The sequence below is a fragment of the Nocardiopsis sp. CNS-639 genome, assembly GCF_000381685.1.
Taxonomy (GTDB): Bacteria; Actinomycetota; Actinomycetes; order Streptosporangiales; family Streptosporangiaceae; genus Nocardiopsis; species Nocardiopsis dassonvillei.
The window spans coordinates 96,438-119,512 of the sequence record NZ_KB906856.1; the positions used below are offsets into that span (position 1 = coordinate 96,438).

Below are 23,075 nucleotides of genomic sequence, written 5' to 3' on the forward strand. Positions count from 1 at the left end.
AAGGAGCCCCTCCCCGTGTTGCCTGCCGACCAAGCGCCCACCCTGGACGCGCGTCTGACAGACGCCATCGCGACGTTCAACAACGACTTCTTCTGGTCCTGGATCCTGATCCCGCTCCTCGTGGTGGTGAGCCTCTACCTCACCGTCCGGACGGGCGTCGTCCAGATCCGGATGCTCCCGGAGATGTTCCGGGTGCTCAAGAGCAAGCCCGAGATCGCCCCCGACGGGGGCAAGGCCGTCTCCTCGCTCCAGGCGTTCATGATCTCGGCCGCGGCCCGCATCGGCACGGGCAACATCGTCGGCGTGGCCGTCGCCATCTCCCTGGGCGGCCCGGGCGCCGTCTTCTGGATGTGGACGATGGCGATCGTGGTCTGCGCGGCCAGCTTCGTCGAGTCCACCCTGGCCCAGCTCTACAAGGTCAGGGACTCCACCGGCTACCGGGGCGGACCGGCCTACTACATGGAGAAGGGCCTGGGCCAGCGCTGGATGGGCGTGCTCTTCGCCATCGTCCTCATCCTGACCTTCCCGATGGTCTTCAACGCCGTGCAGAGCAACACCATCGCCGGGGCCGTCACCAACTCCGCCCAGAACATGAACGTGGACGCGGGCCTGGGGCTGTCGGCCGCGGTCGGGGTCGTGCTCGTGGCGGTCACCGCGATGGTGATCTTCGGCGGCGTGCGCAGGATCGCCAACACCGCGCAGGCGCTGATCCCGGCCTTCGCGCTGATCTACCTGATCATGGGCGTCATCATCGTGGGGATGAACTTCGAGCGCGTCCCCGGGATGTTCGCGCTCATCTTCGAGCACGCCTTCGGCATCCGCGAGTTCGCCGCCGCCGGTCTGGGCACGGTGATCATCCAGGGCGTGCGCCGGGGCATGTTCTCCAACGAGGCGGGCCTGGGATCGGCCCCCAACGCCGCGGCCAGCGCCGCCGTCACCCACCCCGCCAAGCAGGGCCTGGTGCAGACCCTCGGCGTCTACTTCGACACCCTCGTGGTCTGCTCCATCACGGCCTTCATCATCCTCATCGGCTACGAGGGCGGCTCCGAACGCGAGCTGGAGGGCGACCTCACCCAGATCGCGGTCACCGAGGCCCTGGGCCCCTGGGCGCTGCACCTGATGACGCTGATCATCCTCCTGGTCGCGTTCACGTCGGTGCTGGGCAACTACTACTACGGCGAATCGAACCTGGAGTACCTGACCACCGACCGGCGCGTCATGCTCGGCTACAAGATCGTCTTCCTCGTGGCCAGCTTCCTCGGCTCGCTGGGCTCGATCGACCTGGTCTGGACGCTGGCGGACACGACCATGGGCATGATGGCGCTGATCAACCTCGTGGCCATCACACCGCTGGCCGCGATCGCGGCACGGGTGCTCAAGGACTACAACGACCAGCGGCGCCAGGGCATCGACCCCGTGTTCACGCGGGACCGGCTGCCCGACCTGCGCGGAGTGGAGTGCTGGGAGCCCAGGGAGAGGGAGGCGGCGGCCGAGACCGACAAGGTCTGAGGGCCGCTGGTCGGGGCCCGCGCCGCACGGGCCCCGAGCCGTCCCGTGCTCCGGACGGGGTTCCGGTCCGTTCGCCGGTGGGGCGGGGGAGAACGCATCCCCCGCCCCACCGGCGTCTTCAACGGGTCATTCGATGACAGAACCCATCAGGTAAGGCTTTTCAGTGCATCTGTGTTCTTTCGGTCACGGCGAATAATCGCTAGTGTGCTGGATCACAGTTGTGGCGGCCCGTGTGTCTCGTCGAGGGAGTCCGATGTCCATCGTCTCAATCGAGCCCGCCACCGCCGAGCGGTGGGAAGACCTGGAGAACCTGTTCGGACCGACCGGAGCCTACGGGCACTGCTGGTGCACCTTCTTCCGGAGGCGGGCCAAGGACCACACGGCGAGCACCTCCTGCGACCGCTCCCAGCGCGGTGTGGACAACAAGGAGGAGCTGCGGCGCCTGACCCTGGACGGGCGGGTGCCCGGCCTGCTCGCCTACGACGAGGACGGCCCCTGCGGGTGGGTGTCCGTGGCGCCCCGGGAGGACTTCATCCGGTTGTCGCGGTCGCGGTCCCTGCGCCCGGCCGATCCCCGTGAGCCCGGCGTGTGGTCGCTGGTCTGCTTCTGGCTCCCGCCCCGTCGGCGCAGGCGCGGCCTGGGCAGCCGCCTGCTGGACGGGGCGATCGAGTACGCCCGGGCCAACGGCGCGCGCGTCCTGGAGGCCTATCCGGTGGACACCGCCGGAGGGCGGGCGCCCAGCGCCGAGGTCTACACCGGGACGGTGGAGATGTTCCGCAGGGCCGGGTTCACGCTGAACAACCACCACGTGAGCGAACGCGTGGTCGCACGCCTGGAACTCAAAACCGAGTAGTCCCCGTCTCCTCTTTCCCCTTTTCCTGATCCGCGTCCCGCCCCCGACCCCCCGTCCCCCCTTCCAGCTTCCGGCCGCCCCGCCGCGCGCAGTCCGGTGCACCCACCGCCCCGCTCTCCGGTCCGAACACGGGCCGCCCCCGGAGAACGGGGGGAGGGTATCCGGACCGCCCGCCGGGGCGCCGAACGCCTCCCCGGTCCCCGTGGCCGCCGCCCGAGGTCCTCGCACGTCGCGTGCGGGGGCCTTCGTCGTTTCCGGGGGCGGCGCGCTCGGCGGACATTTGACAGCACCATACCCCCAAGGGGTATGTTGAGTGCATCGGAGACCGGTCCCAGCAGGACCGGTACAGCACACATGCCCCAGGAGGCGAAATGGCTGCCACCAGCACCGCTGTTTACACCGTTGACGGCATGAGCTGCGGACACTGCGTCAACTCCGTCACCGAGGAGGTCAGCGGGGTCGCGGGGGTCACCGACGTCAAGGTCGACCTCGACAGCAAGAAGGTGACCGTCACCAGCGACGGCCCGGTCGACGACGCGTCGGTCCGCGCCGCCATCGACGAGGCCGGGTACGAGGTGCGCGGCTGACGCGCACACCGGACCCCGCGGTCCGGACGGGAACGGCGCACCGCCGACCCCGGCCCGCGGGGGAGTTCCGGAGCGCGGGCGGGACGTCCGCCCGCACCGGGCTCCGGGGCCGCCCGGCCCCGGAACGCAGGACCGTCCACGAGAGCACGGGGACGACACGCAGGGCAGAGGAAGGGCTATGAGCAGCAGCGCAGCCGCGGCGGGCCGGGCCGACACCGCACCGGTCGAACTGGACATCGGCGGCATGACCTGTGCCGCCTGCGCCAACCGGGTCGAGAAACGGCTCAACAAGCTCGACGGGGTCACCGCCACCGTCAACTTCGCCACCGAGAGGGCCCGCGTCTCCTTCGACGGCACGCCCACCCCGGTGGAGGACCTCGTCGCCCAGGTCGAGAAGGCGGGCTACACCGCCACCGTCCCCCGGGCCGAACCCGAGGCGGCCGAGGACGCCGCGGAACCCGCCGACCCCACCCGCGCGCTGCGCGACCGGGTGATCGTCAGCGCGGTCCTGTCGGTACCGGTCATCGCGATGGCGATGATCCCCGCCCTGCAGTTCACCCACTGGCAGTGGGCCTCGCTGACCCTGGCCGCGCCCGTGGTCGTCTGGGGCGCGCTGCCCTTCCACGTCGCCGCCTGGAAGAACCTCAGGCTGGGCAGCGCCACCATGGACACGCTGGTCTCCCTCGGGGTGTCGGCGGCGTTCCTGTGGTCGCTGTACGCGCTGTTCCTCGGGACCGCGGGCATGCCGGGGATGATCCACCCCTTCGAGTTCACCGTCGCCCGCGGCGACGGGTCGGGCAACATCTACCTGGAGGTGGCCGCCGGGGTTACCACCTTCATCCTCCTCGGCAAGTACTTCGAGGCCCGCTCCAAGAGGCGCGCGGGCGCCGCCCTGCGCGCCCTGCTCGAACTCGGGGTCAGGGAGGCCACCGTCCTGCGCGGCGCGGACTCGCGGCAGGAGTCGGTGCCCGTGGACCGGCTCGTCGTCGGCGACCGCTTCCTCGTCCGGCCGGGGGAGAAGGTGGCCACCGACGGCGTGGTGGAGGAGGGCACCTCCGCCGTGGACATGAGCATGCTCACCGGTGAGTCGGTGCCGGTGGAGGTCGCCCCCGGCGACTCCGTGGTCGGCGCGACCGTCAACGCGGGCGGGCGCCTCGTCGTGCGCGCCACCCGGGTCGGCTCGGACACCCAACTCGCCCAGATGGCGCGCCTGGTGGAGGAGGCCCAGAACGGCAAGGCCGAGGTCCAGCGCCTGGCCGACCGCGTCTCCGGGGTCTTCGTCCCGATCGCCATCCTCGTCGCGCTCGCCACGCTCGTCGTCTGGCTCGTGCTGGGGGCGTCCGCCCCGACCGCCTTCACCGCCGCGGTCGCGGTGCTCATCATCGCCTGCCCGTGCGCCCTGGGCCTGGCCACGCCCATGGCCCTGATGGTGGGCACCGGGCGCGGCGCCCAGCTGGGCATCCTCATCAAGGGCCCCGAGGTGCTGGAGGACACCCGGCGCGTGGACACGGTCGTGCTGGACAAGACCGGCACCGTCACCACCGGCCGGATGACCCTGACCGGCGTGTTCACCGCCGAGGGCGAGGACGAGGAGGAGGTCCTGCGCCTGGCCGGGGCCCTGGAGAACGCCTCCGAGCACCCCATCGCGCGGGCGGTCGCCGCCGGGGCAGCCGACCGCGTGGGCGCGCTCCCGTCCCCCGAGGACTTCGCCAACGCCGAGGGCCTGGGAGTCCGGGGGACCGTCGGGGGCCGCGCCGTGGCCGTCGGCCGGGTCGCGCTGCTGGAGGAGGACGGCGCCGTCCTGCCCGACCGGCTGGCCACCGCCCTCGCCGACGCCGAGGCGGAGGGCCGCACCGCCGTGGCGGTGGGCTGGGAGGGCCGCGTCCGGGGCGTGCTGGTGGTGGCCGACACGGTCAAGCCCACCAGCGCCGAGGCCGTCCGCAGGTTCCGCGAGCTGGGGCTCACCCCGATCCTGCTCACCGGGGACAACCGTGCGGTGACCCGTGCGGTGGCCGACCGGGTCGGCATCGACGAGGTGGTCGCCGAGGTCCTGCCCCGCGACAAGGTCGAGGTCGTGCAGCGGTTGCAGGGCGAGGGGCGCACGGTGGCGATGGTCGGAGACGGGGTCAACGACGCCGCCGCCTTGGCCCAGGCGGACCTGGGGCTGGCGATGGGCACGGGGACGGACGTGGCCATCGAGGCCAGCGACCTGACCCTGGTGCGCGGCGACCTGCGCGCCGCCGCCGACGCCATCCGCCTCTCCCGCAGGACCCTCAGCACCATCAAGGGCAACCTGTTCTGGGCCTTCGCCTACAACGCCGCCGCGATCCCGCTGGCGGCGGCGGGGCTGCTCAACCCCATGATCGCCGGAGCCGCCATGGCCTTCTCCAGCGTCTTCGTCGTCAGCAACAGCCAGCGGCTGCGCCGGTTCCGCCCGCTGGCGCGGGACGGGGCCGCCGACTCCTGACCGGAGTACCGGAGGACGGCGAGGGGGAGGGGCGCGGGGAGCATCCGCGACCCTCCCCCCGGTCGTGGAGGGCCGTCTCGGTTCCGAGGGGCCCTCCGCCCCGGTGGAGGACGCGAGGGCGGGTCTCGCGCCCGTCCGGGGCGGGCGGCTAGGGTTGCGCGAGGCCGCACGGTCCGGGCGTGCCCGTGCGGCGCCGTGCCCGTACGCCCCGCACGCGCGGTCCCCGCCCCGGCCGCCGAGTCCCCCCGCCCCCGACCTCCCGCGTGGGGGACGCGGGCCGAGCCCGTACCCGATCCCCCGCCGAGGTACCCGTGTCCTCTGGATGTCCCCGAGCCGCGCTGCACCGCGATGAGCCGCACCCCGACCCCTACTCCGTGTACGCCGGGATGCGCGCCGACCACGGGCCCGTGGTCCCGGTCGAGATCGAACCCGGCGTGCACGGGTGGCTGGTCACCGACTACGCCACCCTCATCTCCTGGTCCCGGGACACCACCGCGTTCAGCCACGACTCCAGGCTGTGGCGCGACCTCAACGAGGGGCGGGTCGGCCCGGAATCCGCGCTGACACCGATGCTGGCCCCCCGCACCAGCGCCCTGTACGTCGACGGCGCGGAGCACGAGCGCTACCGCGGGGTCGTCACCGACGTCCTCGGCGGCGTCGGCGCCGAACGCCTGCGCCGGACCACCAGCCGCTGCGCCGACCGGCTCATCGACCGGTTCTGCGCGTGGGGGCGGGCCGAACTCCTCGGCGAGTACGCGCGCGTGCTGCCGCGGCTGGTCATGAACGACCTCCTCGGCCTCGACGAGGACCAGGGCACGCGCTTGGCCGCCGCCGTGCGCGACCTGTGGCTCGGCGTGGACGCGCGGAGGTCCGGCGCGGAGGCCGAGCGGGTGCTGTCGGAGGCGGTGGCGGCCAGGCGCCGCGAACCCGCCGACGACCTCACGACGCGGATGATCCGGCACCGCGCCGCCCTCAGCGACGAGGAGTCGGTCATGCAGCTCCTGCTGGTCGCCGCCGCCAACGAGCCGACCGCGCACCTGATCGACGCGGTCCTGCGCGCCTGCCTGACCGGCCCCTCCGGGCCCGCCGCGCCCCCGCCCTCCGACGCCTCCCTGGCGGAGACCCTCGACCGCGTGCTGTGGCGGGACCCTCCGATCACCAACTTCCCCGTCCTCTACCCGCGCGTGGACGTGCCCCTGGACGACGGCCGGGTGATCGGGGCGGGGACCCCCGTGCTGATGGCCTTGGCCGCCGCGAACCACTTCTTCGCCCTGGAGAACGCCGAGCGGATGGAGGAGACCGCCAACCGGGCGCACGTGGCCTGGGGCGCGGGGCCGCACCGGTGCCCCGCCATCGAGGAGGCGACCACCGTCGTCGCCGTCGCGGTCCGCGTCCTGCTCACCCGCCTGCCCGGGCTGCGCCTGGCCGTCCCGCCCGACCAGCTGCGCTGGCGGCTGTCGGCCCTGTCCTGGTCCCCCGTCCGGCTCCCCGTCGAGTTCGCCCCGCGGGAGCCCCTGCCGCACGGGCCCGGGGAGGCGGCGCCGCTCCCGCCCGCCGACGGGCCCGGGCCGGGGAGACGGGCGTCCGGCGGCCCGTCGTCCCTGTCGGACTTCCTGGCGCGGCTGCTGCGCGGGTCCTGAGGCGGCCCCCGCACGCCCGTGTCGCCCGACGACCCGGGCGACGGCCGACGCCGCCCCCCGCACGAGTCCGTGCGGCGCGGGCCGGGCGGACACGCCCGGTGATCCCCGTCCCGCCGGTCCGGCGCCGCGCGGTGCCTCCGACGGAATCCGCCCATGTCAGGGGCGTGCTCCCGGACTCCCCCGCCGGGGGAAGGCACATGACACCGTGGCGGGGAGCGCCAACAGTGGCCGGGGGATCCTAGACTCGCTAACGCCCAGGGGCTCCTCCTCAGCCGCGCCCCGTACTCCCCGCACCGCCCCTCCGCACAGAGGAACAGCGCCTTCATGAACAGTTCCGAAGCCGACCCCCGTCGCCTCCTGGTCAACCGGTACCGTCTGGACGAGGTCATCGGCTCCGGAGGCATGGGGCGGGTCTGGCAGGGCACCGACACCCTCCTGGACCGGCCGGTCGCCGTCAAGGAGCTGACCACACCGCCGAACCTGCCCCCGCACGAGGTCGAGGTGCTGCGCACCCGCATGCTGCGCGAGGCGCGCAGCGCGGCGCAGCTCAGCCACCCCGCCATCATCACGGTGTTCGACGTGGCCGAGGAGGACGGCCGTCCGTGGATCGTCATGGAACTGGTCCGCGGCCCCTCCCTGGGCGACCTCGTCCGCGACGAGGGCGCGCTGCCGGTCCGGCGGGCCGCCGGGATCGGCGAGCAGATGGCGGCGGGGCTGGCCGAGGCGCACGCCCGCGGCATCGTGCACCGCGACATCAAGCCGGGCAACGTGCTCATCGCGGGCAACGACCGCGCGGTCCTGACCGACTTCGGCATCGCCCACCTGGACGGCGCCACCCACCTGACCAGCACCGGGCTGCTGATCGGCTCGCCGAGCTACCTGGCCCCGGAGGTCGCGCACGGGCACTCGGCCACCCCGGCCTCGGACATGTGGGCCCTGGGCGTCACCCTCTACCAGGCGGTCGAGGGCGCCCTGCCCTTCGAGCGGCCGACCCCGATGGCCACGCTGACCGCCATCGTCACCCAGGACCTGCCCGAGCCGGTCAACGCCGGTCCGCTGCGCCCGGTCCTGGAGGCCCTGTGCGAGAAGCGCCCGGAGGACCGGCCGTCGGTCGGCGAGGTGCGCGCCCTGCTGCGCGAGATCCGGGACGCGGACGACACCCCCGAGACCGCCGCCCCCGCGATGGTCACCACCGTGCCCGCGCCGGAGCCTGAGGGGGTCGCGGAGGCGGCCGTCCGCGCCGAACCGCCGGTCCCCGGCCCGGCCGCCCCCCGCCGTGAGGGGCGCCCCGGTTCCGTCCGGCGGACGCTGCTGGTCGCCGCCGCCGTGTTCGTGCTCCTCGTCGCGGGCGCCACCACCAGCCTCCTGGTGAGCATGAACCGCTCGGGCGGGGCCGACACCGGGCTGGTCGACGGCTCGGGCCAGGAGGCCGCCGCCGACCCCGGCGCGGAGGAGCCGACGCCCCCCGCCGAGGAGAGCGCGTCCGCCGCCGAGGAGACGCCGCGGGAGTCCGCGCAGCCCTCGGACGAGGAGTCGGAGGAAGAGCGGGACGAGGACGCAGTGGAGGAGGTCTGGGGGCCCCTCACCCGCCACGAGGACCCCAGCGGCTTCTCCGTGGACGTCCCCGAGGGCTGGAACGTCGAGCGCGAGGGCCACATGGTCTACTTCCGCAACCCCGACGGCGGCTACCTGCTGGTGGACCAGACCGACGACCCCAACCCCGACGCCGGGGACGACTGGCGCGAGTTCGAGCCCGTCGGCAGCAACAACTTCAGCGGCTACGAGTTGATCGGCATCGAGGACGTGGAGGCCGACTGGGCGGAGGACTACGTCAGCGCCGCCGACTGGGAGTTCACCTTCGGCAACGGCGACATGCACGCCGTCAACCGCGGCTTCCACACCGAGGACATCGGCTACGCCCTGTTCCTGGTCGCCGACAACGACGACCCCGAGCAGAACCGGGCGCTGCTGGACCACATGTCCCGCAGCTTCGAACCGGCCGACCGGGACGACTGAGCGGTCGGAGCGGTCAGAACACGGAGCAGTTGGTGATGTCGGTGAAGGCCTCCAGGGCCAGCGCCGCCGTCACCGAGTTGCCCTTGGCGTCCAGGCCGGGCCCCCACGCCGCCACGGAGCAGCGACCCGGCACGATCGCGAGGATGCCGCCGCCCACCCCGCTCTTGCAGGGCAGGCCGACACGGTAGGCGAACTCGCCCGCGGCGTCGTAGGTGCCGCAGGTGAGCATCACCGCCATGACGCGGCGCGCGTCGGAGCGGCTGAGCAGCTGGGAGCCGTCCGCGCGCCTGCCGTGGCGCGCCAGCAGCAGCCCCACCCGGGCCAGCTCCTCACAGCTGACGGTGATCGCGCACTGCCGGAAGTAGTGGTCCAGCACCTCCGGCACCGGGTTGCGCATGTTGCCGAAGCTGGACATGAGGTAGGCCAGCGACCGGTTGCGGTCGCCGTGCTCGTCCTCCGAGCGCGCCACCAGGTTGTCCGTGTGCAGGTCGGGGTCGCCCGTCTCCGCGCACAGCAGCTCCCCCAGGGCGCCGACGGCGTCCCCGGTGTCGGACAGCAGCTGGTCGGTGACGATGAGCGCGCCCGGGTTGATCATCGGGTTGCGGGGCACACCGCTCTCGAACTCCAGCTGGTACAGGGAGTTGAAGGAGTTGCCCGAGGGCTCCCGGTGGACCCGCTTCCACACGCTGTCCCCGGACCTGCTCATCACCAGCGCCAGGGTGAACACCTTGGTGATGCTCTGCATGGAGAAGCGCGTCCGGGAATGGTCGCCGACGCTGTACAGGTCGCCGTCCACCGTGGCCACGGCGAACCCGAACTCGTCCGGGTCCACGTTGGCCAGTTCGGGGATGTAGTCGGCGACCCGGCCCTCGCCGATGTGCGACCGCACCCTCTCCATGACGGCGTCGAGCACCTCTGCGTAGTCGTCGCGGTCACTCACCTCGGCCGCAGCCCCCTTCCGTGTCGGTGTCCCTTCACCCCCCGGCTACCCAGGACGGGCCCGGGCATGGCTCGGGACGGCCGCGGCGGGGCGGGAGGGGGCCGTGAGGCGGCGCTGGACGGCCGCGGAGGCGGCGGAAGGCGGGTCAGCCCCTCCCGTCCAGGAGCTGGGCGTCGTGCACGAGCAGCGCCACCTGGACGCGGTTGTTGAGCCCGAGCTTGGTGAGGATGCTCGACACGTGCGTCTTGACCGTCGGCACGCTCAGGAACAGGGCCGAGGCGATGTCGGCGTTGGACCGGCCCTCGCCGACCGCCACGGCCACCTCCAACTCCCGGCCGTTGAGCGCCGAGAGCCTCTCGCGCGCACGCAGGGCCCGCTCGCCGCGGTCGTTGGCGCCCACCCGTTCGACCAGCCGCCGCGTCACCGCCGGGGAGAGCACCGACATGCCCCGGGACACCTGGCGCACCGACTCCACGATCTCCGCCGGAGGGGTGTCCTTGAGCAGGAACCCGGCCGCGCCCGCCCGCAGCGCGCGCAGCACGTGCTCGTCGGCGTCGAAGGTGGTCAGCACCAGCACCTCGGGCGGGTTCTCCAGGGCCCGCAGCCGCTCGGTGGCGGTCAGCCCGTCCACCGTCGGCATCCGGATGTCCATCAGGACCACGTCGGGGGAGTGGCGCGCCACCAGGTCGACCACCGCGCTCCCGTCCTCGGCCTCGGCCAGCACCCGGATGTCGGGCGCGCCGCCCATCATCATCACCAGGCCGACCCGGACCAGCGCGTCGTCATCGACGAGCACGACCCCGATCTCCCGCTCCGTCTCGCTCATGTCGGCCACGGTAGCCATGCCGCCAGCCGCCAGCCACCCCGACCGTCCGGGCCGTGCTCCAGCCGCCCCGAGGCCAGGGACACCCGCTCGGCGAGCCCGACCAGGCCCTGGCCGTCGCCGTCCCCGCCCGACGCCGCGGGAGGGGCGCCGGGGGAGGGGTCGTTGCCCACCTCCACCAGCAGGCCGTCGCCCGGGGCTCCCCGGACCAGTACGCGCGTGGTGGCGCCCGGGGCGTGCTTGCGCACGTTCGTCAGCCCCTCCTGGACGATCCGGTAGGCGGTGCGCCCGGTGCGCTCGGGGACCGTCCCGGCGCACTCCTGCACGAACTCCACCCGGGTCCCGGCCTCGTCGGCCTCCTCCACCAGCTGCCGCAGGTCGGCCATGGTCGGCTGCGGCAGCTCCCCGACGGGCGCGCGCAGCACGCCGATCACCTCCCGCAGGTCCTGGAGGGCCTGGTGGGCGCTCTCGCGGATCACCTTCGCCGACCGGGCCACCTCCTCGGCGGGGGCGCCGGGCCGGTACTCCAGGGCGCCCGCGTGCACGCTCAGCAGCGACAGCCGGTGCCCGAGCACGTCGTGGATCTCGCGGGCCATGGCCTCGCGGACCTGGTGCTGGGCGTGCTCGGCGCGCAGCTGCGCCTCCGTCTCGGCGTGCAGGGCCCGGTCGCGCAGGGACTCCACCAGCTCGCGCCGGTGCTGGACGGTGAGCCCCCAGCCGGTCACGGCGCCCTGGAGGGCGGCCCCCAGCAGGAGGATCACCAGGAACGGGGCGTGCGGGTCGGGCCACAGCGCGGCGTGCACGAGCGAGGCGCCCACGCTCAGCCCGTACACCGCCAGGCTGGTGCGGGGCGGACGGCGCACGGCCAGGGAGAACAGGGCGATGAGCATCGCGCCCGAGGCCAGACCGGAGACGGCGGAGTACAGGACGAGCACGACGGCGATCTGGACCGGCCAGCGCCGCCGCCACCACAGCGCCAGGCAGGCCAGCAGGGAGAGGGCCGCGTCGGCGGCCTTGAGCCACACGGGCAGGACCGGTTCCCGGACGGGCAGGTGGGGGAACTCGGCGGCGTTCATCAGCACGGAGAGGAGGGCGATCAGGAAGATGGAGGAGTCCACGATCCAGTCGCGCGCGCCGCACCGCCCGGCCATAGCGTTCATCGCCGTGCAGTCTACGTTCGGGACCGCTCCCGGAGGGCGGGGGCGGTCGGGGCGCGGGACGAGCGCCCTCGGCCGTTCGGCCGACGCGCGCCCGGCGGGCGGCCGGGCGGGACTGGACGGTCGGCCGATGCGCCGCGCGCGCCCCGGCTCTAGCGTCGGGGGTATGCGCAAGGTCATCCAGGGCGTCGGCGTCCTGCTCGTCCTCGTCGGCGTCAGCGGCGCCGTCGACCACCTCTGGTACCAGCCGTTCCTGGGTGTGGCCCTCAACTCGTTCAACCGCTTCGTCGTGCCCCGCGTGGCGGCCTTCGAGGGCCACGAGGTGCTCGCCAACCTGGTCGTGGCCGCCGTCGGCGCCGTCCTGGTCCTGGGGATGGAGGCGCGGCGGCCGCGGAGCCGGGCCTGAGGGCGGGGCCGGCCCGCGCGGGTCCGCGCCGGGCCCGACGCGGCGAGGACGGTTCGTGTCCGGTCCGAGCGTCGGTACCTTGTAGACGATGAGCACTCTGGTCACCGGAGCCACCGGAATGGTGGGCCGCCGCGTCCTCACCCAGCTGAGGAGTCGCGGCCTGCCCGCGACGGGCGCGTCCCGCACCTCGAAGACCCGTCTGGACTGGACCGACACCTCCAACTGGGACGAGATCCTCGACGGCGTCAAGAACGTCCTCGTGGTGACACCGGTCGGGAGCGCGCTGGGCAACCGGGTCGCCGGGTTCCTGGAGAGGGCCGCCGCGGCCGGGGCCGTCAACGCCGTGGTCCTGACCGCCATGGGCAGCGAGTACGCGCCGTCGGACTCCGACCAGCGCGCCGCCGAGCTGCGGGCCAGGGACCTGTTCGGCCGGTGGACCGTGCTGCGGTCCAACTGGCTCTTCCAGGACTTCACCGAGGGGATGTTCGCCGGTCTGGCGCGCTCGCGCAACGGCCGCCTCGAACTGCCGGTCAAGAAGAGGACCGAGGTCAGCTTCGTGGACGCCCGCGACGTGGCCGACGCCGCCGTCGCGGCCCTGCTGGACGACCACAGCGGCAGGGAGTACACGCTCACGGGCCCGCAGCCGCTCACCTTCCGCGAGGTGGTCAAGCAGACCCGGGGCACCGAGAGCCCGGTGTGGCGGTTCAAGGCCGTCGACGAGGCGGGCTTCTACTTCCGCGCCGCGGACCGGGGGTGGAACGACCGCTTCATCGACACCCTCAACGAGCGCTTCGCCGCCGCGGTCCGGGGCAGGGCGGCCGAGGTCACCGAGGACGTGCGCGCGGCGCTCGGCCGCGACCCCATCCCGCTGGGCCGCTTCGTCCGCGAGGCCACGCTCTGACCTCCCGCTCCTGAGAGCCGGGCCCCTCACGCGGCCCCCGGCCGCGCGCCGGGGGACCGGCGCGCGGTGGGACGGGGGCTCGCGCACTCCCGGCGGAACACGGCCGGAACAGCCCGCTTCCGGCGGACTCGCGCGACGGCACGGCGCAGCACACGGAAAAGACCCCGCTCCACGGCCCGCGTCTTCGCGGAGACCGGCCGTGAGCAGGGTCTTCCCGTGTCTCCGGGCCGCTACTTGAGCAGCTGGCGGGCCATGACCATGCGCTGGATCTGGTTGGTGCCCTCGTAGATCTGGGTGATCTTGGCGTCGCGCATCATGCGCTCCAGGGGGAAGTCCTTCACGTAACCCGCGCCGCCCAGGAGCTGCACGGCGTCGGTGGTGATCTCCATGGCGGCGTCGGAGGCGAAGCACTTGGCGGCGGCGCCGTAGAACGGCAGGTCGTCGTCGCCGCGCTCGGACTTGGCGGCGGCCACGTAGACCATCTGCCGCGCGGTCTCCAGCTTCATCGCCATGTCGGCGAGCATGAACTGCACGCCCTGGAAGTCGGCGATGTGCCTGCCGAACTGCTTGCGCTCCTTGACGTAGGCCACCGCCTGGTCCAGCGCGCCCTGCGCGATGCCGACGGCCTGCGCGCCGATGGTGACGCGGGTGTGGTCCAGGGTGCGCAGCGCGATCTTGAGGCCCTCGCCCGGGGCGCCGACGATGCGGTCGCCGGGGACGCGCACGTTGTCGAAGAACAGCTCGCGGGTGGGGGAGCCCTTGATGCCGAGCTTGCGCTCGGGCTCGCCCAGCGTGAAGCCCTCGTCGTCGGCGTGCAGCACGAAGGCGGAGACGTTGCGGCCGCGCGCGCCCTCGGGGTCGGTCACCGCCAGCACCGTGTAGTACTTGCTGACCCCGGCGTTGGTGATCCAGGACTTCTGGCCGTTGAGGATCCAGCCGTCGCCGTCGGCGACGGCCTGGGTGCGCATGCTCGCGGTGTCGGAACCGGCCTCGCGCTCGGACAGGCCGTAGGAGAACATCGCCCCGCCGCTGGCCACCTCGGGCAGGTAGCGCCGCTTGACCTCCTCGGAGGCGCCCAGGATCAGCGGCATGGTGCCGAGCTTGTTGACGGCGGGGATCAGGGAGGAGGAGGCGCACACGCGGGCGACCTCCTCGATGACGATGCAGGTGGCCAGGGCGTCGGCGCCCACACCGTCGTACTCCTCGGCGATGTGCGGGGCGTGGAAGTCCGTGGCCACCAGCGCGTCGAGGGCGTCCTGGGGGAAGGCGCTCCTCTCGTCCACCTCCGCCGCGTGCGGGGCGATCTTGTCCTCGGCGACGGAGCGTACGGCCTCGCGCAGCTCCTCGTGCTCCTCGGTGGTTCTGAACAGGTCGAAGTCGCTCATCTGCATTCCTCCCCTGGCGGCGGTCCCGGGAGATGGCACCGCGTGCCATTCTTTGGCATCCAGTGCCAGGATAAGGGGTGGAAGGGATGAAGTACACAGATGGGGGCGCACAGCCCTCCCAGACACCGGACGAAGGGGGCGCGGCCCATGGAGAACTCGGGAGGCCGGGGCGGTCAGGCGCGCGGGGACACCCGCGCCGTGGTGCTGGCCGCGGTGCGGCTGTTCACCGAGGACGGCTTCGAGGCCACGACGATGGACCAGATCGCCGCGGCCACGGGCGTGAGCCGACGCAGCCTGTTCCGCCGCTTCGGCTCGAAGGAGGACATCCTCTTCGCCGAGCACGACGAGTTGTTCGCCACGGTCGAGGGCTTCCTGGAGGCCTCCCCGGACGACCCGCTGACGTCGGTCCTCTCCGCCACCCGGCTGGTGCTCCAGGGGTACCTGGGCGATCCGGAGATCACCGTGCCCCGCTACCGCCTGGTCCGCGCTCACGCCCGCCTGCGCGACCGGGAGGTGGCGATGACCGCCCGCTACCAGGCCGCCTTCAGCCGCTACCTGGCGCGGCGCGGGGGAGGCGGTGACCGCTCACTGGCCGCCGGGGTGGTGGCGGCGTCGCTCATCGCGGCGCACAACCACGTCCTGCGCGGGTGGCTGCGCGGCCCGGAGCAGGACGTCCGCGAGGTGTGGGCGCGCTTCGACGAGGCCATGGAGTTCGTCCGCCGGGCCGCCGAGCCGATGCTGCACACCGCGCCGGAGCCGCGGCGCGACCGGGTGCTCGTGGCGGTCTACCCCGGTGGCACCGGCCGTGAGGAGCTGCTCCGCCGTGTCGCCGAGGCCGTCCGGGAGTCCGAGGAACCGGAGAGGGTGGAGGGAACCGAGGGACCCGCGAAGGCGTAGGGGGTTCGAGGGGCCGGGCCCCGCGCGGTCGGGGCGGCGCTCCGACGAGCGTAGGCTGGTGGGCCGGGAAACGGGTAGTCACACGAGGCGGATCGGACAGCGGAAATGAGCGTGGACACGGCGGGCGCCACCAAGCAGGAGTCTGAGGTCGTACGCGAGGCCTCCCGGCGGCGGACGTTCGCGGTGATCTCCCACCCCGACGCCGGAAAGTCCACCCTGACCGAGGCCCTGGCGCTGCACGCCGCCGCGATCTCCTCGGCGGGCGCCGTGCACGGCAAGGGCGACCGCAAGGGCGTGACCTCGGACTGGATGGAGATGGAGCAGGACCGCGGCATCTCCATCACCTCCGCCGCGCTGCGCATCGACTACGACGACCGGGTGCTCAACCTGGTGGACACCCCCGGCCACGCCGACTTCTCCGAGGACACCTACCGGGTGCTGTCCGCGGTGGACTGCGCGATCATGCTGCTGGACTCGGCCAAGGGCCTGGAGCCGCAGACGCTCAAGCTCTTCGACGTGTGCCGGGCCCGCAAGATGCCGGTCATCACCTTCGTCAACAAGTGGGACCGCCCCGGCCGCGAGCCCCTGGAGCTGCTGGACGAGATCGAGCAGCGCATCGGGCTGCGCCCCACCCCGATGAACTGGCCGGTGGGCATCGCCGGGGACTTCCGCGGCCTCATCGACCGCCGCGAGGGCGTCTACACCAAGATGTCGCGCACCCCGGGAGGGGCCCACAAGGCCATCGAGGAGGTCCTGGAGCCCGAGCGCGCCGCCGAGGTGGAGGCCGACGCCTGGGTCCAGGCCCAGGAGGAGATCGAGCTGCTGGAGGCGCTGGGCGCCGACTTCGACGCCGAGTCCTTCCTGGCGGGGGAGTCCTCCCCGGTGCTCTTCGGCGCCGCGCTGCCCAACTTCGGGGTCGGTCAGCTGCTGGAGGCCGTGGTGGGCCTGGCCCCGGCCCCCGGGCCCAAGGAGGACGACCGCGAGCGCCCGCGCGCCGTGGCCGACCCGTTCTCGGGCCAGGTGTTCAAGATGCAGGCCAACATGGACAAGAACCACCGGGACCGGATGGCCTTCGTGCGCATCAGCTCGGGCCGCTTCGACCGCGGCATGGTGCTCACCCACGCGCCCACGGGCCGTCCGTTCGCCACCAAGTACACCCAGGCGGTGTTCGGATCCGACCGCACCACCATCGAGACGGCCTACCCCGGCGACGTGATCGCGCTGGTCAACGCCCAGGCGCTGGCCGTGGGCGACACCCTCTACGACGGCCCCAAGGTGTCCTACCCGCCGATCCCCAGCTTCGCCCCCGAGCACTTCGTGGTGGCGCGGGCCAAGGACGCGAGCAAGTACAAGCAGTTCCAGCGCGGCATCGCCCAGATGGACGCCGAGGGCGTGGTGCAGGTGCTGTCCTCGGACGTGCGCGGTGAGCAGGCGCCGGTGCTCGCGGCGGTGGGCCCCCTCCAGTTCGACGTGGTCAAGCACCGCATGGAGCACGAGTTCCGGGCCCCGATCGAGGCCTCGCCGCTGGACTACTCCGTGGCGCGGCGCACCGACGCCGAGTCGGCGCCCGCCCTGCACGCGCTGTCGGGCGCGGAGGTGCTGCGGCGACGGGGCGACGGCGAGCTTCTGGTACTGGTGCACAACAAGTGGCGCCTGAGGGTGATCGAGCGCGACCACCCGACGCTGTTCATGGAGCCGTTGCTGGCCGGAGGCGTCGACGAGGCCGAGTGAGGCCCCGGGCGGCGAGGCCCCTCGGCCGCGCCGCGGCCCGGACCGGAGGAACCGGTCCGGGCCGCCGCCCTTTACGGCAAAGCGCGCCCGGGCCGTTTACCCCGGGTGAATAGCGGTTACCCACTGTCGTTACCGGGCCCGGATCCCGGGGAAATTGGCCGCTTCGCGGAACGCCTCCCGGAGGGCGTCCCGGCGGTGCGGCGGAGCTGTGCGCCCGCCGGGTGTGAACTCCCGTGGCGCACGCACAGTCCGTTGCCACGACGGGCCCGGTTCGCCGCGGTCGGCGGGGTCGCCGTGATCCCCGAGGCCCAGGCAGAGGCCAAGATCACCAGCGCGCGGGTACCCCGCCTCAGGCCCCGTGAACAGCGCGAAGGTACCCTGAGGGAAGGCCACTAGGGCGTGTTCGGACACCCGGCCGCACCGAGCTTCGTCCGGCTCTGTCCACTTCTGTGAAGGACAGGCCGAAGGGGGAGGGTTCGGGCGGATGTCGGACCGCCCAGGGGACCGGTACAAGGAGGCAGCGGGGCGCCGGGAGGACCTTCCGGTTCCGGCTGCGACGTCTCAGGGCGATCACGAAATAATCGACGGCTGGCAAAGTTTGTAAATCTTCACCTGGCGGTAATTAGATGCACGTGTGGGTATGTGTTGCATGTCACCTGTTCGTGAATCGGTGAAACTTATATGCTTTTGCTTAACTGTCGTTTAACAAAACAGAACAATAACGAGTGAAGCAGGAACGTGGCGGCGGACCGCCCCGCGTATGACGCACCTCACGTATCCCCCGCCTGGAAAGGTTGACCTCGGGCATGAGCGAAGACGACAAAGAGCGCACGGTGGAGCTCCACTACGAGGGCGGCGTGCTGAAGCTGCCGGTGTTCACCGGTACCGAGGGTGAGCGCACCATCGAGCTGAAGACCCTGCTGGGGTCGACGGGGATGACGACCCTGGACCCGGGGTTCGGCAACACCGCTTCGTGTAGCTCGGAGATCACCTACATCGACGGGGCCGCCGGGATCCTGCGCTATCGCGGGTACCCGATCGAGGACCTCGCCGTGGGCGCGACCTTCATCGAGGTCGCCTACCTGGTGATCTACGGCGAGCTGCCCGACGCGGACCAGCTCAAGGAGTTCGCCGACAAGCTGCGCGACAACGCCGACATCCCGGCCGACATGGGCGCGCTCATCGACGCGATGCCCCGCAACGGCCACCCCATGTCCCTCATGGCCAGCGCCGTGAACACCCTCGCCGCCTACTACGACGACAGCGTCGACCCCGGCGACGAGGACCAGGTGGAGCTCGCCACGATCCGGCTGTTGGCCAAGCTGCCGACGATCGCGGCCCGCATTTACCGCAACTCGATCGGTGAGAAGCCGATCGGCCCGGACAGCTCGCTCGACTACGTCGACAACTTCATCCGGATGACCTTCGGCGACGTCCACGCCGACAGCGAGCTGGGCGACCTGTTCAACCAGGCCGTCGGCATGCTGCTGGTGCTGCACGCCGACCACGAGCTCAACTGCTCCACCGCCACCGTGCGCGTCGTCGGCTCCTCGAAGGCCGACATCTACGCCAGCGTGGCCTCGGGCATCAACGCCCTCTCCGGCCCGTCCCACGGCGGAGCCAACCAGGCCGTCCTGGAGATGCTGGAGGAGATCCGCGACTCGGGCATCTCCATCGAGGACTTCCTGGAGAAGGTCAAGGCCCGCGAGATGCGCCTCATGGGCTTCGGGCACCGGGTCTACAAGAACTTCGACCCGCGCAGCAAGGAGATCAAGGTTCTGGCCAGCCAGATCCTCGACCGCGACGAGAACCCGGACGAGCTGTTCGCGCTCGCCCTCAAGCTCGAGGCCGCCGCGCTCGCCGACTCCTACTTCACCGAGCGCAAGCTCTACCCGAACGTCGACTTCTACACCGGCGTCATCTACCGCACCATGGGCTTCCCGACCAACATGTTCACCGTGTTGTTCGCCATCGGCCGCCTGCCCGGCTGGATCGCCCACTACCGCGAGCAGCTGCGCGACCCGGCCTTCCGGATCGCGCGCCCGCGCCAGCACTACGTCGGCTCCGCCGAGCGCCGGCTCCCCGGCCAGGGGTAGCAGGCACACCCCCGGAGCACACAGGAGCGCCCGCCCGCGTCAGACGGGGCGGGCGCTCCCGTGCGTTCTCCACAGCCGTGTCCGCGCTGTTCGGCCCTCCGCACGCCCGGGTATGACCGCTACGGGCTGCCTTTTCCCGCATTTTGCGGATCGCTGTCGTCCGTGTGCGACATCGGGGGAAGGGGCAGGGTGCGGTTACCGGACGGGGCCGTGTGCAGGAGGGGGCGACGATGGTCAGGTACGCGTGGGCCGGTGACCTGCTCGGTGAGCTGAGCCGGAACTGGTGGCTGGTGGTCCTACGGGGGGTCGCCGCGGTCCTCTTCGGTCTGGTCGCGCTGGTCTGGCCGGGCAAGACGCTGGTGGTCCTGGCGATCGTCTTCGGCGTCTACGCGCTGGTCGACGCCGCGGCCCTCGGGTACGCGGCCTACCGCTCGTCGGTCGGCGCCCGGCTGCCGCTGGTCGTCCAGGCGGTCCTCAGCGCCGTCCTGGGGGTGATCGCCCTGTTCTGGCCGGTCGCGGCGATCGTCGCGCTCGTGTTCGTCGTCGGCGTCTGGGCCGTGGTCACGGGTGTGGCCGAGATCGTCACCGCCATCCGCCTGCGCGCGCACATCAGCTCCGAGTGGCTGCTGGTCTTCGTCGGGGCGCTCTCGGTCGTCTTCGGGCTCCTGCTGTGGTTCTGGCCGCTGGAGGGCGCGCAGGCCATCATGTTCGTGATCGCGATGTACGCGGTCATCTTCGGCGCGGTCATGACCGTGGCCGGGTTCCGTCTCCGGGGCGCGGCCGAGGCCTTCCTGCCCCCGGAGGACTCGCCCGCCTTCGCCGGTCTCGGCGAGCCCGAGGAGCCCGAGGAGCCGTACGACCGCGGAACCCGCCCCGGCGACCTCCTGGAGGACCGCGCCGACCGGGCCGACCGCGCCTCCCACGACGACGACCTGGACCGCTGGGGTGAGCGCGACCCCGCGGACCGGGGGGACGACCAGGGCCGGTGGGACGACAGGGACGACCGCGACGGCTGGGACGACCGGCCGGGCGGCAGGCACCGGGCCCCGGGTGACGAGGGCGGCCCCGACGAGCCGCGCTGAGGTCCCTCGGCCCACCGGACGGGCGCCGGGTCCCCGCGCGGGTAGGGGCGGGCGCCGCAGGTGGAACCGCGTCCACGGGGGGCGGCCCGAACCCGGTGCGGGCCCGGGTGGGCCACGGCTTCCCGGCGGCCGGGGGCGTTCCGCGCCGGGCCCGTGAGGCGGACGGCGCTGACGGAGACGGTCACGGCAGCCGCCCCAAGGCCACGGGGTGCTTCTCCGGAATCCACGCGACCGCGTGGAAAGGAGTGTCTCTCCGGATCCACGGGACCGCGCCGAAAAGCAGGTGTGCGATCCCTCGGCGCCTGGCTACCATGGCGCGCATGCACCTCCAGATCTACGGCTAGCGACAGGCGTCACCGCCGCCTCGGCGCACCCGCCCCGCCACGGGGCCCGGTGCCCCTCGCCCTACCCGTGAACACCCCCGTCTGGAGAAACACCTTGAACCGCCGCGCCCACATCGCCATGGTCGGCACCCCCACCGTGAGCCACGTCCTGCCCAGCCTGGAGGTCATCCGCGAGCTGGTGGACCGGGGCCACCGGGTCACCTACGCCAACGACCCCCTGCTGGCCGACACCATCACCGGCGTCGGGGCCGAACTCGTCCCCTACGCCACCGTCCTGCCCACCGGCGACGGCACCTGGCCGGACGACCCGGTCAAGGGCATGGACATCTTCCTGGACGAGGCGATCAACCAGCTGCCCGCCCTGCGCTCCGCCTACGACGGAGACCGTCCCGACCTGTTCCTGTACGACATCTCGGGGTTCGCCGCCCGGGTCCTCTCCCTCAACTGGGACATCCCCGCCGTGCAGCTCTCGCCCGCCTACGTGGCCTGGGCCGACTACGAGGACACCGTCCTGAAGTGGCTGCGCGCCCAGCCCGGGGCCGATGAGCACTACGCCAAGTTCGACGCCTGGCTCGCCGACAACGGCGTCACCGGCCTCGACCACTCCTCCTTCGCCGGGGTGCCGGAGCGGGCGCTGGCGCTGATCCCGCGCGAGATGCAGCCCTTCGCCGACACCGTGGCCGACACGGTGACCTTCGTGGGGCCGTGCCTGGGTGACCGGGCCGACCAGGGCGAATGGATCCGTCCGGCGGACGCCGACAACGTCCTGCTGGTCTCCCTGGGGTCGGCGTTCACCAACCAGCCGGGGTTCTACCGCGCCTGCCTGGAGGCCTTCGGGGACCTGCCCGGCTGGCACGTGGTGCTCCAGATCGGCAAGTACGTGGACCCCGCCGAGCTGGGGGAGGTGCCGGGCAACGTCGAGGTGCACACGTGGGTGCCGCAGCTGGCCGTCCTGCGCCAGGCCGACGCCTTCGTCACCCACGCCGGCATGGGCGGCTCCAGTGAGGGCCTCTACACGGGGGTGCCGATGATCGCCGTCCCCCAGGCCGTCGACCAGTTCGACAACGCCGACCGACTGGTGGAACTCGGCGTCGCCCGGAGGATCGACACCGGGGAGGCCAGCGCGGAGCGGCTGCGCTCGGCCCTGCTGGAGCTGACCGCCGACCCCGGGGTCGCCCGCCGCCTCGCCGAGGTCAGCGCCCGGCTCCAAGCCGGCGGTACCTCCTACGCGGCCGACCTGGTCGAGGCGGAACTGCCCGCCTGAGCCGGGTCCGGCCGACGCCCAGTCCCGGAGGGCGCCCGGCCGGGCGCCCCGCCGATCCGCCGGAAGCGGCCCGGCGTACCCGGGCCGCGGCGGCGCGGACGCCGAGGCCGTGGCCGGTCCCCTCGCCGGGGACCGGCACCCCCGTACCGCGGCGACGCGTCGCGACCACCGGGCCGGGCGGGGCCGACACGGCGGGCCCCGCCCGGCCCCGTCCCGAACGGAGCACCATGGACCACCTCGTCGTCGTCACCGGAGGCCCGGGATCGGGCAAGACCACCCTGATCGACCACCTGGCCTCGCTCGGTTACGCGCGCACCCCGGAGGCGGGGCGCGCCGTCATCCGCGACCAGCGCGAGATCGGCGGCCGGGGCCTGGCCTGGCGCGACGACGCCCTGTTCGCCGAACTCATGCTCTCGTGGGAGATGCGCTCGCACCGCGAGGCCTCGTCCCTGCCCGGCCCCGTCTTCTGCGACCGCGGCGTCCCCGACCTGGTGGGCTACCTCCGCCTGCGCGGCCTTCCGGTCCCCGGACACGTCACCGAGGCGGCCCGCCGGTTCCGCTACCACCGCCGGGTCTTCGTGGCCCCGCCCTGGCCGGAGATCTTCACCGGAGACGCCGAGCGCCACCAGTCCCCGGAGGAGGCCGAGCGCACCCACCGGGCGATGACCGAGGCCTACCCGGCGTGCGGCTACGAGCTGGTGGAGCTGCCGCGTGTGCCGGTCGCCGAACGGGCCCGCTTCGTCCTGAAGGCCCTGGGCGGGACCTGACCGCCGAAACCGCGACGGGAGAGCACGGAGCGACGGGAGTGACGGGAGTGATAAAACGAAGCCTCTGTCATACGATGCGCCTTCTGGACCGTGAACGGGGCACCAGTGGCCGTTCATGGCCGTAAACCGGGCTTTCTCTTGTAGTTCGCGAAAGCGGGGGCCAGACTCTTGTCTAGGTAAAGGACCATTGACCGTCCACGCCCCAGACGG

At 72.7% G+C, this 23,075-nt stretch carries 18 protein-coding genes; 14 read left to right on the forward strand and 4 right to left on the reverse strand.

All coding sequences use genetic code 11. From position 1 onward, the window contains the following. Positions 1 to 15: 15 nt before the first annotated feature. From G011_RS0105840 to G011_RS0105865, 6 genes are all read left to right on the forward strand, one after another. Positions 16 to 1,509 (forward strand): sodium:alanine symporter family protein, encoded by a 1,494-nt coding sequence (locus G011_RS0105840; RefSeq protein ID WP_019607673.1) that lies wholly within the window; start codon positions 16 to 18, stop codon positions 1,507 to 1,509. 253 nt (positions 1,510 to 1,762) lie between these two features. Next, the gene (locus G011_RS0105845) at positions 1,763 to 2,362 is read left to right on the forward strand and encodes a GNAT family N-acetyltransferase (RefSeq protein ID WP_013155419.1); all 600 of its coding nucleotides are present in this window, start codon (positions 1,763 to 1,765) and stop codon (positions 2,360 to 2,362) included. 371 nt (positions 2,363 to 2,733) lie between these two features. After that, a complete protein-coding gene (locus tag G011_RS0105850; RefSeq protein ID WP_013155418.1) occupies positions 2,734 to 2,949 on the forward strand; it encodes a heavy-metal-associated domain-containing protein in 216 nt (71 codons plus the stop codon). Between the two features lie 178 nt (positions 2,950 to 3,127). Beyond that, on the forward strand, positions 3,128 to 5,416 hold the full coding sequence (locus G011_RS0105855; RefSeq protein WP_019607674.1) for a cation-translocating P-type ATPase: 2,289 nt from the start codon (positions 3,128 to 3,130) through the stop codon (positions 5,414 to 5,416). 374 nt (positions 5,417 to 5,790) lie between these two features. Beyond that, positions 5,791 to 7,056, forward strand: a complete 1,266-nt coding sequence (locus G011_RS0105860; protein WP_019607675.1) for a cytochrome P450 — start codon at positions 5,791 to 5,793, stop codon at positions 7,054 to 7,056. A 324-nt stretch (positions 7,057 to 7,380) separates the two neighbouring features. After that, the gene (locus tag G011_RS0105865; protein ID WP_019607676.1) at positions 7,381 to 9,072 is read left to right on the forward strand and encodes a serine/threonine-protein kinase; all 1,692 of its coding nucleotides are present in this window, start codon (positions 7,381 to 7,383) and stop codon (positions 9,070 to 9,072) included. A gap of 13 nt (positions 9,073 to 9,085) precedes the next feature. Here G011_RS0105865 and G011_RS0105870 read toward each other — a convergent pair whose 3' ends face one another. The 3 genes from G011_RS0105870 to G011_RS0105880 form a co-directional block, all read right to left on the reverse strand. Further along, entirely contained in the window at positions 9,086 to 10,012 is a 927-nt protein-coding gene (locus tag G011_RS0105870; RefSeq protein WP_013155414.1) for a glutaminase, read from the reverse strand. Positions 10,013 to 10,157: 145 nt separating this feature from the next. Then, complete coding sequence (locus G011_RS0105875) at positions 10,158 to 10,856, reverse strand: response regulator transcription factor (RefSeq protein ID WP_026338057.1); 699 nt, start codon at positions 10,854 to 10,856, stop codon at positions 10,158 to 10,160. Then, complete coding sequence (locus G011_RS0105880; RefSeq protein WP_019607678.1) at positions 10,835 to 11,986, reverse strand: sensor histidine kinase; 1,152 nt, start codon at positions 11,984 to 11,986, stop codon at positions 10,835 to 10,837. The genes G011_RS0105875 and G011_RS0105880 overlap by 22 nt, the downstream gene beginning before the upstream one ends. 172 nt (positions 11,987 to 12,158) lie before the next feature. Between G011_RS0105880 and G011_RS0105885 the strand changes: the two genes are divergently transcribed. Beyond that, a complete protein-coding gene (locus tag G011_RS0105885) occupies positions 12,159 to 12,398 on the forward strand; it encodes a hypothetical protein (RefSeq protein WP_019607679.1) in 240 nt (79 codons plus the stop codon). Between the two features lie 88 nt (positions 12,399 to 12,486). Next, on the forward strand, positions 12,487 to 13,299 hold the full coding sequence (locus G011_RS0105890) for an NAD-dependent epimerase/dehydratase family protein (protein ID WP_026338058.1): 813 nt from the start codon (positions 12,487 to 12,489) through the stop codon (positions 13,297 to 13,299). A gap of 230 nt (positions 13,300 to 13,529) precedes the next feature. Here G011_RS0105890 and G011_RS0105895 read toward each other — a convergent pair whose 3' ends face one another. Beyond that, entirely contained in the window at positions 13,530 to 14,684 is a 1,155-nt protein-coding gene (locus G011_RS0105895; RefSeq protein ID WP_019607681.1) for an acyl-CoA dehydrogenase family protein, read from the reverse strand. A 147-nt stretch (positions 14,685 to 14,831) separates the two neighbouring features. Between G011_RS0105895 and G011_RS0105900 the strand changes: the two genes are divergently transcribed. The 6 genes from G011_RS0105900 to G011_RS0105925 all read left to right on the forward strand — a co-directional run bounded on the left by G011_RS0105900 (position 14,832) and on the right by G011_RS0105925 (position 22,865). Further along, positions 14,832 to 15,581, forward strand: coding sequence for a TetR/AcrR family transcriptional regulator (locus tag G011_RS0105900; protein ID WP_019607682.1), 750 nt, complete (start codon positions 14,832 to 14,834; stop codon positions 15,579 to 15,581). 105 nt (positions 15,582 to 15,686) lie between these two features. Continuing rightward, on the forward strand, positions 15,687 to 17,312 hold the full coding sequence (locus G011_RS0105905; protein WP_013155407.1) for a peptide chain release factor 3: 1,626 nt from the start codon (positions 15,687 to 15,689) through the stop codon (positions 17,310 to 17,312). An 806-nt stretch (positions 17,313 to 18,118) separates the two neighbouring features. After that, on the forward strand, positions 18,119 to 19,408 hold the full coding sequence (locus G011_RS0105910; RefSeq protein ID WP_013155406.1) for a citrate synthase: 1,290 nt from the start codon (positions 18,119 to 18,121) through the stop codon (positions 19,406 to 19,408). Between the two features lie 230 nt (positions 19,409 to 19,638). Next, positions 19,639 to 20,490, forward strand: a complete 852-nt coding sequence (locus G011_RS0105915; protein WP_019607683.1) for an HdeD family acid-resistance protein — start codon at positions 19,639 to 19,641, stop codon at positions 20,488 to 20,490. A gap of 462 nt (positions 20,491 to 20,952) precedes the next feature. Next, on the forward strand, positions 20,953 to 22,098 hold the full coding sequence (locus G011_RS0105920) for a macrolide family glycosyltransferase (RefSeq protein WP_369757186.1): 1,146 nt from the start codon (positions 20,953 to 20,955) through the stop codon (positions 22,096 to 22,098). Between the two features lie 227 nt (positions 22,099 to 22,325). Then, positions 22,326 to 22,865, forward strand: coding sequence for an AAA family ATPase (locus tag G011_RS0105925; RefSeq protein ID WP_019607685.1), 540 nt, complete (start codon positions 22,326 to 22,328; stop codon positions 22,863 to 22,865). Positions 22,866 to 23,075: the final 210 nt, after the last annotated feature.